At 41.3% G+C, this 13,274-nt stretch carries 9 protein-coding genes; 2 read left to right on the forward strand and 7 right to left on the reverse strand.

Annotated features, from left to right (window positions below; genetic code table 11):
• Nucleotide 1: 1 nt before the first annotated feature.
• The 7 genes from H8S37_RS08975 to H8S37_RS09005 form a co-directional block, all read right to left on the reverse strand.
• A complete protein-coding gene (locus H8S37_RS08975) occupies nucleotides 2–2,476 on the reverse strand; it encodes a glycoside hydrolase family 3 C-terminal domain-containing protein (RefSeq protein ID WP_186875629.1) in 2,475 nt (824 codons plus the stop codon).
• Nucleotides 2,466–5,219 carry a glycoside hydrolase family 3 protein gene (locus H8S37_RS08980; protein ID WP_186875630.1) on the reverse strand — a complete coding sequence of 918 codons (2,754 nt, stop codon included), beginning with the start codon at nucleotides 5,217–5,219 and terminating at the stop codon, nucleotides 2,466–2,468. Before H8S37_RS08980 ends, H8S37_RS08975 begins: the two co-directional genes overlap by 11 nt.
• Nucleotides 5,220–5,476: 257 nt before the next feature.
• Nucleotides 5,477–6,826 (reverse strand): ATP-binding protein, encoded by a 1,350-nt coding sequence (locus H8S37_RS08985; protein ID WP_186875631.1) that lies wholly within the window; start codon nucleotides 6,824–6,826, stop codon nucleotides 5,477–5,479.
• A complete protein-coding gene (locus H8S37_RS08990) occupies nucleotides 6,823–7,530 on the reverse strand; it encodes a LytR/AlgR family response regulator transcription factor (protein WP_186875632.1) in 708 nt (235 codons plus the stop codon). The genes H8S37_RS08985 and H8S37_RS08990 overlap by 4 nt, the downstream gene beginning before the upstream one ends.
• Nucleotides 7,531–8,529: 999 nt before the next feature.
• Entirely contained in the window at nucleotides 8,530–9,552 is a 1,023-nt protein-coding gene (locus H8S37_RS08995; protein ID WP_186875633.1) for a sugar kinase, read from the reverse strand.
• Nucleotides 9,553–9,675: 123 nt separating this feature from the next.
• Nucleotides 9,676–10,701 (reverse strand): sugar kinase, encoded by a 1,026-nt coding sequence (locus tag H8S37_RS09000; RefSeq protein ID WP_186875634.1) that lies wholly within the window; start codon nucleotides 10,699–10,701, stop codon nucleotides 9,676–9,678.
• A gap of 1 nt (nucleotide 10,702) precedes the next feature.
• Nucleotides 10,703–11,344 (reverse strand): bifunctional 4-hydroxy-2-oxoglutarate aldolase/2-dehydro-3-deoxy-phosphogluconate aldolase, encoded by a 642-nt coding sequence (locus H8S37_RS09005; RefSeq protein WP_186875635.1) that lies wholly within the window; start codon nucleotides 11,342–11,344, stop codon nucleotides 10,703–10,705.
• Between the two features lie 208 nt (nucleotides 11,345–11,552).
• Between H8S37_RS09005 and H8S37_RS09010 the strand changes: the two genes are divergently transcribed.
• The gene (locus H8S37_RS09010; protein WP_186875636.1) at nucleotides 11,553–12,314 is read left to right on the forward strand and encodes an IclR family transcriptional regulator; all 762 of its coding nucleotides are present in this window, start codon (nucleotides 11,553–11,555) and stop codon (nucleotides 12,312–12,314) included.
• Nucleotides 12,311–13,192 carry a helix-turn-helix domain-containing protein gene (locus tag H8S37_RS09015; RefSeq protein WP_186875637.1) on the forward strand — a complete coding sequence of 294 codons (882 nt, stop codon included), beginning with the start codon at nucleotides 12,311–12,313 and terminating at the stop codon, nucleotides 13,190–13,192. Before H8S37_RS09010 ends, H8S37_RS09015 begins: the two co-directional genes overlap by 4 nt.
• Nucleotides 13,193–13,274 lie beyond the last annotated feature (82 nt).

Raw genomic sequence — 13,274 nt, forward strand, 5'->3', positions numbered from 1 at the left:
GCTATTTTTTGGCATCTTCTTCCAGTTTTATGCCCCCTGTCTGTGCTTTTGCCGCAGCCTTTAAATATGCTTCATATTCCCTATTTTTCCTATGGTTTTTTATAAATTCTCTAATTATTTTCTTTATGCCTTTAAAAAAATGTCCATTTACAATTTGTAGAAGCCCTTCTGCCATACCCATACTGACTATTCCCTCTGTCATCTTCGCCAGAGCACGAAAGGGAATATTATAAACAAACAGAATGTTTAAATTGGGGTTTCCTCTCTTTGTGCTGCTTTTCTCTTTGTGATCCAGACACTTCCAGACCAGCCGCGCCCATATGCTCTTTGCATAGTACATCTGGGAAATAGTATCATTGATGCCCAGCGTTTTTTTCCACCTGCTGTCTGGAAGCGAAAAACCTAACAGCTTTTCAAATTCTGCATCCTCCACATGACGTATCTTTCCAGCATAGTACGAAGGGAACTCCTCTTTTTTATATGGATATTCCTCTGTCGTTCCCTGGACTTTGTATTCTCCTGCCAATCGTATATCTTCTATATTGGCACCTACCATGATCCGGTATATCCCTTCCTCTGTTTCCCACTTTTGCGTTTTTACATTCCAATATCGAAATGTCTTGTCATCAAATGGTATCTCTGCCTTTTTACTTTCGTTTGCCCTTAAATATACTTTTGTAAAGCCTTTTAATTCTTTAAATGGGCGAAATATTTTACTATCCGGCAGACCGACATACAACTGCGCGATTTCAGCCCCGTCATATTTTCCTGTGTTTGTAATTGTAAATGTAATTCCAGTCGTATTTACCTGTAAATCGGAATAGGAAAATGTCGTATAAGACAGTCCATAGCCAAAAGGATAGCACACCGGAATCTTTGCCGTATCGTAGTAGCGGTATCCTATATAGAGCCCTTCCCTATACTCAGCCGAATATTCCTTGCCTGGGAAATAGAAATAAGCCGGAGTATCTTCACAGCGAATCGGGTATGTCTCACTTAGTTTTCCCGACGGATTTGTCCTGCCCGTCAGAATATCCAGTATAGCTCCCGCGCCTGCCTGTCCCGCCAGAAATCCATGCAAAATCGCTTTACAACAGCCTTCCCATTCTAGCTCAATGGCGGAGCCTCCACTTAATATGCCTACAATATTAGAGTTCACTTTACAAAGTTCTTCTAATAATGCAGTCTGGTTCCGCCGAAGTCTCATATGATCTCTGTCTTTTCCTTCTACCTCGCTTATTTCGTCCAGCCCGAAGAAATAGAGTACAATGTCAGCTTTTTCTGCCAGTGCAAGAGCTTCCGCTTTCAGCTTTTCATCCTTTTTTCCTGTCCGTCTGTAGCCTTTCGCAAACCCCAAAACCTCCAGTTCATAATCCTTTACTACTGTTTTGATATTTTCCAGAAACGTAGGATTGACCAGAGATGACCCTGCGCCCTGGTATCTGGGATTCTCTGCAAAATCACCGATTATAGCCACCAACGTATTTTTTTGAAGCGGCAGAATGTGCGCTTCATTTTTTAAAAGTACTGCACTTTCCTTTGCCGCCTTCTTCGCCAATTCATGGTGTTGTGCCGCCTCAAAACCTTTTTTTCTGCCTTCCTTTCCAGACAGTTCTGTTACTGCTTTTAGAAGCCCCCCTACACAAAAATCTATTTCTTCCATAGATACTTTCTTTTCTTCCACTGCCTGAACCAACTGCCGCGCCGAATCCAGCCCCGGGAAAGGCATTTCCAGATTGGAGCCGGCCTTTACCCCTTTTGCGTGGTCGTTAGAGCCTCCCCAATCTGTTACTACAATTCCGTTAAATCCCCACTCATCCCGAAGAATCTTTTTGAGCAGATATGAATTTTCGTTTGCATACACGCCATTTATTTTATTATAGCTTGTCATAATTGACTTAGCTCTGCCTTCTTTGACAGCAATCTCAAACCCTGTCAGATAGATTTCTCTTAAGGTTCTCTCATCTAAAACAGAATTCACAGACATTCTGTGTAATTCCTGATTATTTACCGCGAAATGCTTAGGGCATGCGTATACACCTTGGCTTTGTATTCCACGTATATAGGCTGCTGCCATTTTTCCCGCCTGATAAGGATCCTCCGAAAAGTATTCAAAATTTCTGCCGCACAGAGGACTCCTTTTCACATTCAAGCCAGGCCCAAGAAGAATATCCACCTGCAAGGCAGCAGCTTCCTTTCCAAGTGCCTCGCCCAGTTCTTCCCCCAGTGATTCATCCCAACTGTTTGCGACAGTAGCCGCAGTGGGAAAGCAAGTGGCCGGCACAGACGGATTTAACCCCAGATGATCTCCCTCCCCATCTTGCCGGCGGACTCCATGAGGTCCGTCGGCACAAAACAAAGAAGGTATTCCAAAGTGAGGAAAATCTCTCGTCTCCCATTCGTTCTTCCCGCTTAAAAAAGCGGCCTTTTCCTTTAATGTCATCTTCTCGATAACCGTTTTTTGTTTACTTTCCATTTTCTCCTACATGAACATTCTTTTTAAAATTCTTCCAGTTCTTTCTCCATTTCCAGTAAAATACACCTGCTCCCACAACAGCAATCACGTCTACTGCTATCAGTATATAGAGCCAGTATGGTGTAGGGCCATAATAATTAAATTCCATTGCATTCGAATTTGCTACTGTATACAGAATGTGATGTGTTGCCTCACGCATCGCCTGTTTTCCTGCATTGCTTGTATCTTTTACATCTCTTCCAGTTGTCGTAAGGATAAAATCATTACCTGCCCTTATTCCTTGCTCCGCATTCATATAAGAATCATCAAACGGCCAATCTGAAATCACCATTCCTTCAAAGCCCCATTCACCTCTTAATACATCTGTCAGAAGCGGCTTACTTGCCCCAGTCCATGTATTTCCAATACGATTATAAGATGACATTACCGCGTGTACATCTGTGTTCTTTACCGCGATTTCGAATGGTTTCAAATAAATTTCCCGGATCGCCTGTTCATTACTCCATGTTGTTATGCCGTCTACTGCATTTGTACACTGATTATACATCGCAAAATGCTTAATATAATTGTAAACGTTATTTGTATTGAATCCGGTTACAATTCCCGCTGCCATATATCCTGAAATAACAGGATCTTCTGAATAATATTCGTAATTTCTTCCGCCAAATGCCGTTCTTTGTATATTCATAGACGGGCCATAAATTCCGCTGATTCCCCACGCAGCCGCTTCCGCGCCGAAACATTCGCCCATATCTTCTGCAAGTTCTTTATTCCATGTACTTGCAAGCACAACGCCCGTTGTATATGAAACTCCTTCATATGCCGTCTCATTTACAAGTGCCTTAATCCCTGCCGGCCCATCCAGGTCAACAGAATATGGCTTCTCTACAGATTCTACTACCTGTGTTGCAAATCCACCCCAGCCAATCAGCTTAGACATTTCTTCTACCGTTACCTGTTCCAGCAGCTCATCCCACATAGGATCATCATACGCTTTTCCTACTAAATCTGCCAGCTTCAGACCGTGATCTTTAACTACAATATCTTCTGCTTCGGTCTCTGTAGGCGTAAAATCCGTCCATTGTGCAGCGATTTCCGGCGAAGCTTCACGCTGGTGCGGTACGTCTTTCGGGTATGTTCCTTCCCAGTCTGCTCTGGATACATACGTAATTTTTACATCCCCTTCTACATCTTTAAATCTTGTTACTGCCGGAATTTCGTCAGAGCTTCTTTTATTATTTTCATCATATACAATTGTCTCATCCATTGTATATGTACGGGAATCTATTATTTCGTGTGCATTTTTCATCAACTTAAATTCATATTCACCTGCATCTAATACATAGCATCCTTTGTCTATATAATCAAATGAGGCAATATCCTCCAAGTTAAATGTAATTTCTACGCTCTCTGACCCGCCAGGTTCCAACATTTTAGTTTTTCCGAATCCGCTTAAAACAACATGTGCCTTTTCAATTCCTCCAACTATATACGGCGATGTTGTATATACCTGTACCACATCTTTTCCGGCTGTGTCTCCAATGTTTGTTACTTTTGCAGTTATTTTAACCTCTCCGTCTTCTACCGAATAATCCTGTATCTCCTGTTCAAATTCAGTATAGCTTAGTCCATATCCAAAAGGATACTGTACAGCCGCACGGTAAGCATCTTCGTCTACTTCTCCCGTCTCGTTGTCTACCCAGCGTGTCTCATAATAACGATATCCTACATAAATTCCTTCTGCATAATCCACATATCCCTGATACCCTGTAGCCGGCTCTCCTGCCCATGTCTCACTTTCAAATTCTGTTCCAGAGTAATAAAAATTCCCGAAATTTTCCATAGCAGGTGCAGAAGTCAGATCATATGCATAGGTATTTACTGTACGTCCGGATGGATTTACTTCTCCTGCCAACACACTTCCCAGTGCATTCATTCCTGTTTCTCCCGGTCCTCCGATCCAGAGCGTCGCATCTATCTTTCCTTCTCCCAGAAAGCCCAGTTCCATTGGATAGCTGGAATTTATAACAAGAACCACCTTTTCAAAGTCCATACTATCCACCATATCGATCAATTCTTTTTCCTCTGCACTAAGCTCCAGATAGTGCTCATCAGCAGCTCCGCCTAACTCACTCATATCCAGCGGTAAATCTTTCTCTCCTTCCCCGCCGATCCTGCTTAAAAATATTAATGCAACGTCCGAATACTCTTTTGAATTCTGCAAAAGTTCATCATTGTATTCACTAACATCAACCTGATGTTTTGTGTAGTCCGTATTAAAGCTTCCGTATGCATCATTTGTTTTACTGGAAATTCCACTATCTTCATAAAATTGTTTTAGTTCTGTATTCCCATGTATTCCTGCACTTTCTAATCCTTCAAACAATGGAACGGCATTATCCATATTTCCTGCACCGGAACCGACTCCACTATACACTGGACTAATCGAAGACCACCCAAAGATATTTATATTCGTTTCTTTTTCACTATTCATGTCAAGAGGCAGCGTATCATTTTCATTTTGAAGCATGACAATCCCTTCTTCTTCGATTTGTTCTACTACACTGCGCGCTGACTGTGCCGTTTTTTCTACGGCCTCTTCGTCTATGTTCGCCTTAGAAAAAAACTGTGTGATAACATTATAAAACATACCACATGCGACATTTACAGCAAGCAGAACTACCAGCAGGATACTTATTATCACTACACTGGTTTTCTTTGGTTTTTTTACCTTTTTTTCCATCTTTCTCTCTCCTTTTCCTCTTCGGCAGTCCATTTTTGTTTTTCACTTTTCCGGCTGCCTTTATTTTCGTGCTTTCATTCACACGCTTTCTGCTTGTTTTTGATTCTATCAGTTCTTTTCTTTTTGTGCCCCATTTTGCATAAACTGTTATTTTTCTGCTTAAATTGTATATCATATTGTGTATTTTATACAAAAACAGCGCCAAATTTTATGCATTATGCTTATTTTGACGCCATTTTCTCCTTTATTTTCTTTCCTCATTTTTTCAAAAAATCCATATCCATAGGGATCAATATTTTCAGATTAAACCAATTATCACAGCATTGAATATCTACTTCTCCCTTATATTTATGCACCGTATAGCGCAGACTTTTTAAGCCATATCCATGAAATGTTTTTTCTTTTTTAGTCGTTACAGGAAGACTTTCTTCGAGCTCTAAACTCCCTTCATAATAATTTTCAAAACGAATCATCAAAAAACTTTTCTGTAAAAATGTACTGACATGAATCAGCCTTTTTTCTTTCTCCGGTATCTGCTTCTCACATTCAATCGCATTGTCCAGGGCGTTACCAAAAATAGAACATATATCCATAACATCCATAAACGCAAACAACTTTCCATCTACCACACAAGTCATAGAAATATCGTTTTTCATACAGAGAAGATTTTTCGATGTCAAAAGTGTATCTAATACTTTATTCCCTGTCCGGTTCTGTGCTTCATAATTCTGGATTTCTTCTTCCATTTTATCCAGGTATGCTTCTCTTTTCTGTGCATTTTCCTCTGCGCGCAGCGCTATAATATGGTGCTTTAGATCATGATACTTATAATTGATAAGATCCATAGCCTCCTGTGACTGCTGATACTGCATATATTGATTGTAAAGAATACTCTGCACACTCTCCAGCTCATGTCGTGTACGAAGCTCTATCCGCTGTACATGGTAGGCATACATAATTACAATACCCCCTAAGTCTACCAGCGTCCGTACATTAAAAATTTCCGCACTCTGCTGACCGCCGAAAATCGTATCTGCAGATACAAATCCTAGATTGCTGATAGAAAAAACTGCAAGTCCAATAATAATGTACGCTGTCAATTCTTTGTTTGTAACCAGATATGGCTTTTCTTTTGTACCAGATTTTCTATACAGCAGCCAGACAATACAAAATACAAAACTATAAATCAGCACCAGCCAGAATATTCTAAATATAAGGCCATCCATTGCCATTCGAAGTGAAAGCCAGCAATATGTCTGCCACTCCAGAGATGCCGCGAATTCTGCCGCTACAAACGCGCGGACACAATAATATCCTGCATCTCTTCCACTGACACAGCAGCAAAGATAAATATATCCATACATAAGTCCGACCGCCGCACCCATGCAGAGAAGCCATAAGAAATTCTCCATTCCCTGCGTCACTTCCAAAAAAAGCACCTGTATAATCAGTGTTCCAACAGATATACCTATAAATTTCCAGCCCGTTACTCTTCTCTTTACTTCCGCTATACACAAAAGGCAGGCAAGCCATTCTGCCAAAGCCGTATAAAATCTAGGAATATCCGGTAATATCGTACTCACAATGTCCACTTCTGCCACATTCATCTCAATTCCCCCCAGTGCCTTGTCAGCGCCTGCATAAAGTCATTCATTCTCGGCCGGCTGATCTGTAGACTCTCTCCTTTCACTACAGCGCACTTATCTTTTATCCCGTCTACATGCTCTAAATTGATCAGATAACATTTATTTCCACGATAAAAGCCCATATTTTCTAATTCTTCTTCTGCGGATTTCATCGTCCCTGCCGTTGTATATTCTCCGCCTGCCGTATGATAGATTAAGTTATGTCCCTGACTTTCTACATAGTAGATATTTTCCACATCCACCCTAAACACACCTCCCTTAACGGAAATCATCACATACTTATGCTTACGATTCTTTATTCTGGCAACCGCTTTTTTCAACTTCTGACTAAAGGCGAAGTATGTCACCGGCTTCAGCACATAATCCAGTGCATCTACCTCATATCCCCGGATAGCATACTGCGTCATATTTGTTATAAAAATAATAATTACTTCTGTATCTTTTTTTCGTATCTCTTCTGCCGCTGTCATTCCGTCCACAAATTTCATCTGAATATCCATAAAAATAATATCAAACTGCGCCTTGTACTCTGCGGTAATACTATCCCCGTCCCGGTAAACGGATATTTGCAATTCTTCCTTCTGTTCTTTCTCATAACGCCGTAAATATTCCGTAATCTGGTTTATATAGTTTTGTTCATCCTCTACTACAGCAATACGAATCATTCTTTTTCCACCTTCTCTTAACCGTCCTCTGGCATGCGGCTCTCCTTAAGCAAACCACTGCACTTTCATCCATTACAAATTACTGGAATTAATATAGCATATTCCAGATTATTTGTCATTTCGCGCTCTTTCTTATAGTTTATTTTCTGATGTGTTAAGGTAAGAGTACCTTTTCTAGCATCTATCTATATTAGGAAAAGAGAAGTATCTTTATTTCTTAATACATTATGAGGAGGTTCCTGGATTATCCTTGCAGGACAGAACAGCACGTATATTTTTAAATACCCGCGGACAATATACCGAAGGAATACCACAAGAACCGCTAATGATATGAAGCATACCACAGAGGAGGTAAGTACCTCTTGTACCAGTGAGAGGATATATAATATCTAGAAACGAATCCACGCTATCAAATCTAGTGAAAAGATCGAGGTGAAATATATGCAGGCATGGGAAGAAAAGATAGCAGAAATGTTAGAAGAAGATATAGAAACCATTCAAAAATTAATAAAAGAAATATAAATTTAACTGACAAAAGGACGTGTGAAAGAGATGCTTTGCATCGTTCGTCAGGGCTGCGCCGGAATTCCTCACTCACGCAAAGCATCTCTTTCACACTCACACTTTCGCCAGCTTAAGTTTATATTTTCAGGCGGAAAAAATCGGCTTCACGCTACTATGTATTTCCAATAAGAAGTAGTATAGATACTTCTTATTGGAGGTCCATAACAACGTGAAGTCGGTTCTGTTCAAAATTGTGAATTTAATTGGGGAAGAACGTAAGCATAAAGAGAAGGCAGTGCATAAGCAGGGAATTTTAAGCGGAGCGTGGTAGATACAGATTGTTCTGTTTGTTAAGTGGGAAGCATGGAGTTCCAATGGACGATATGCTTCTACACTGTTACAAACATTCAATCGGATTTACCACAGTGGAGCCCTGACCTGCGTTGCACTGCCTTCTCTTTTTGCGTACCATTCTTTCGTCAGTTAAATTTATCTTTATCTCTCCATCTCTAATTGCGGTCCTACTGTTTTATGTGCTTTTATTACTGTCTCTATTTCGCGCAAATCTGAGGACGGCAAATCTCCTGGGATTGTGTTTTTCACTGCGCTGGTCGCATTTCCGATTTCCAATGCCCTCTGGCAGTCATCCGGCTTAGACAAAAGCCCGTAGAGCACGCCGGATACATACGCATCTCCACTTCCAATCCGGTCTACAACTTCTATATTACGGTAAGGTTCTTCTTCATAGAAGGTATCTTTTCGCGCATCATAAATCACAGAGCCGAACGTGTGCACTTTCGGACTGTGCACAATGCGCTGCGTGGAGGCAACAATAGAGATCGGATATGTTTCTGTAAAACTCTTCATGATCGATTTTGCGTTCCCTTCTTTTAAAAAGGTCAGGCGCGCCGTATCCTCAGAGCAGAAGAAAATATCTACATAGGGCAAAATCTCTTCGATACACTCCCGTGCCTCATTCCCCGTCCACAGATTGCCGCGGAAATTCACATCAAACGAAATGAGTGCCCCTGCTTCTTTGAATCTTTTCATCATCTCAACTGCTGTTTTTCTGCATTGACTGCTTAACGCCAGTGTGATTCCGCTTGTATGGAAACAGCGGGTCGAAGCGAATAGTTCTTCCTCGAAATCAGAAACAGCAATCTTATTTATAGAGGTATACATCCGATCATATACAATCCCTGGTTTTCTCGGATATGCTCCATTCTCATAGTAATATACCCCCAGACGCGCATCATGGGAATCGTCATATACAAGGTAATCGTCGCTGACTCCACAGAAACGAATCCTATTTTTTGCATAGGTTCCAATGTCGTTGGCAGGAAGCTTTGAAATTATGCCTGTGCGAAGTCCCAAGAGGGATACGCCCGATACGACATTTAATTCAGCGCCTCCTACCTGCTTTTGCAGTGTTTCCCCGCGGACAAGCCGCTCATTGCTAGGCGGTGACAGACGCAGCAGTACTTCTCCAAGCGCTAAAAGATCAAAGGATTTATTCATGGTTATACCTCCGCATATTATTAGAGATGCTGCATGGCAGACAGCATCTCTCGACTTAATCTATATTATTTTAAAATGGGTTAGCTATTTTTTAAGAAAGCCTCGCCTTCTTTTGCAGGCATGTTATCTCTGAACACGTCCAGAGCCGTCTCCACCTGCCAGCTTCAGCACTTCGTCCATAGATACCATATTGAAGTCCCCTTCAATAGAGTGTTTCAGGCAGGAAGCTGCAACTGCAAACTCGATTGTCGCCTGTGAATCATATCCGTTTAAGGAAGCACAGATAAGTCCGCCTCCGAAACTGTCTCCGCCACCTACACGGTCTACGATGCGCATTGCGTATTTCTTAGAGAAATAGTAATCCTTTCCATCATATAACATTGCAGACCAATTATTATCATTTGCAGAGATAGACTCTCTCAATGTAATCGCAACCTTAGAGAATCCAAACCTATCTGCCAGTTGTTTTGCTACATCTTTGTAGCCTTCGTGGTTTACTTCTCCTTTTGTTACATCTGTATCTGCCGCTTTGATTCCAAATACATCTGCTGCATCTTCTTCATTTGCGATACATACGTCTACATACTGACAGAGTTCACCCATCACCTTGCCGGCTTTTTCTTTAGACCACAATTTATTTCTGTAGTTTAAGTCGCAGGAAATTGTAACTCCTGCCTCTTTTGCAGCCTTGCACGCTTCCAGGCAGATTGCTGCTACGTCGTCATTTAAGGCTGGTGTAATACCTGTGAAATGGAACCACTCTGCACCGTCAAATATTTCTTTCCAATTAAAATCAGAGGCACTTGCTGTAGCGATGGAAGAATTAGCGCGGTCATAGATTACTTTAGAAGGTCTCTGGGAAGCGCCTTTTTCCAGGAAATAAATACCAACTCTGTCTCCGCCGCGTGCGATATAGGAAGTATCTACTCCATATTTTCTCAAAGAATTTACTGCTGCCTGTCCGATTTCATGTTTCGGCAGTTTTGTTACGAATTTTGCGTCAAATCCATAGTTTGCAAGAGAAACTGCAACATTTGCCTCTCCGCCTCCATAGGTAGCGCCAAAAGAATCTGCCTGCACAAAACGGTAATATCCTTCTGGAGCCAGTCTCAACATAATCTCACCAAATGTAATTACTTTCTTTGCCATTTTATTTACCTCTGCTTTCCTTTACAATTTCAACTGCTTCTTTTACAAGCTCTCTGATTTTATCAAATTCACCTGCTTTGACCAAATCCCCTTTTACCATCCAGCTTCCGCCGCATGCAAGAATTTTGTCACAGGCAAGATATTCTTTTACATTCTTTGCATTGATTCCACCTGTCGGCATAAACTTCACACCTACATATGGTGCAGCAATCGCCTTAATATATGCAAGTCCGCCAGCCTGTTCTGCTGGGAAGAACTTCACAACATCCAGTCCGTTCTCCAATGCCTGTTCTACATCACTTGGATTTGCACAGCCTGGTGTAATCGGAATTTGTTTCTCTACACAGTATTTTACGATTCTCGGATTCAAGCCAGGACTTACAATAAATTTTGCGCCTGCTGCCACCGCGCGATCTACCTGATCCGTCGTCAGCACAGTACCTGCCCCAACCAGCATATTCGGAAATTTTTCTGATATAATACGGATAGATTCTTCTGCGGCATCTGTCCGAAATGTCACTTCCGCACATGGAAGCCCGCCATCACAAAGTGCCTGTGCAAGAGGCTCTGCATCTTTCGGATCATTTAAAACAACAACAGGAACAATACCGATTTCTCCGATTTGTTTTAATACTTCGTTCATCTCAATTCTCCTTCAATAAAGTTTCATATTATGAAAATATGTTCCGCTATGTGACACATCTTATTTACTAGTATACTCTGTGACGCTAAAAAGTCAAGTATGAATAATGCTTAAAATATAAGGACTCCTTTTGTGAATAAGTGACAGTTGCACAAGACCGGAAAATATGCTAAAATTTGTTCCATATTATGAAACAGGAGTCTTTTATATGGAAAACAAAAATCCTATTCAGGTTGCAGGCAGACTATTTGAAACGCTGGAGCTTCTCGCTGAGAAAGGTTCTCTGGGTTTGATGGAGATCAGCAGTAATTTAAACTTAAACAAAAGTACGGTACATCGGGTCTTAAATTCTCTCATTTATATGGGTTATGCCAGACAGAACGAAGGAAACGGCAAATACGAACCTACTTTTAAAATTGTCGATATGTCTAATAAAATCATGGGTAAGGTAGACGTCGTCAACATTGTCCGCCCTCATTTAAGAGCCTTGATGGAAATCACAAAGGAGACTGTACACTTCGTAGAACGTGATGGAATCGATGCCGTCTATATCGATAAGGTCGAGTCCTTCACGAATGGGATCCAGATGGTTTCCCGAATTGGCAGCCGTATTCCTCTGTATTGTTCTGGAGTCGGCAAGGCGATCGCTGCCCAGCTTTCCGAGTCCGAGGTTCAGGAATTGTGGGAAAGAAGCTCCATCGTCCGTATGACTCCTTATACCATCACAGATTATAAACAGTTTAAAGAAAACTTAGAGGAAGTCCGCAGACGGGGCTACGCGCTGGACAATGAAGAAAACGAAACAGGCGTGCGCTGTATTGCCGCAGGTCTTATAGATCATTCTGGGAAAGTACGGTATGCTTTTAGTATCTCTGCACCGGTCAACCGTATGGACAACGACAGAATACAAGAATTGTCCCACTATATTCTTGATGCAAAAGAACAAATGGAAAGTGAGCTGCGCCCATGAAGAAGAAATTTCAGACAACATTCAGTACCCGCCAGTACATGTTGGCAAAGGATTTTGAAATCTATTATTACAGCACCCGTCATCTCTCCAAAATAGAAAATCATACTCATTCTTACTATGAATTTTATTTTTTTCTCGATGGGGATGTGACCATGATCATTGAGGATTCTTCCTTTCTTTTAAAGAGGGGAGACGTGGTCTTGATTCCTCCAGGTATCCATCATTATGCGGTAATAAACAGCCATGAGCAGCCCTACCGCCGGTTTGTACTCTGGATCAGCGTAGATTTCTGCAATCGTCTGCTTGCTCTTTCTTCGGACTATGTATATCTCATGCAGCGTGCAATGGTTATGAAGAAATATATTTTTCACAATGACGTTATCGCTTTTAATGCAATCCAGTCTAAGGTTTTCCGCCTTATTGAGGAGATCCACTCTGATCGTTTTGGACATGCCTCACAGGTCTCTGTCTGTGTCAATGATTTACTGCTTCATTTAAACCGGCAGGCACATGAGCGTGAAAATCCTAAAGATGCCCGCAGTGGGCAAAACCTCTATCAGAATTTACTCTATTATATCGAGGATCATTTAGAAGAAGATCTTTCTCTTGAAAAGCTCTCTTCCGTATTCTATGTAAGTAAGTATCACATTGCCCATGTATTTAAGGAAAATACCGGTCTTTCCGTTCACCAGTACATTTTAAAAAAGCGGCTCTCCGCCTGCTATCACGCCATTCAGAGTGGGGAAGGCATCAGCGGGATCTGCCTTCAATTTGGTTTTAAAGAATATTCTAGTTTTTACCGCGCATTTAAAAAAGAATTCGGCATATCCCCCAGAGAATGCCGGCATATAAATACTCATAAGCCGACGCAAAAATAACGGGAGCTTCACTCCTATAAAGTGATATGCTCCCAATTTTTTGTTTAATTTCTATCTGTCGTCAAAACTGGTTCGCTGATAA

Origin of the sequence: Mediterraneibacter hominis (genome assembly GCF_014287475.1) — a bacterium.
GTDB lineage: Bacteria > Bacillota > Clostridia > Lachnospirales > Lachnospiraceae > Mediterraneibacter > Mediterraneibacter hominis.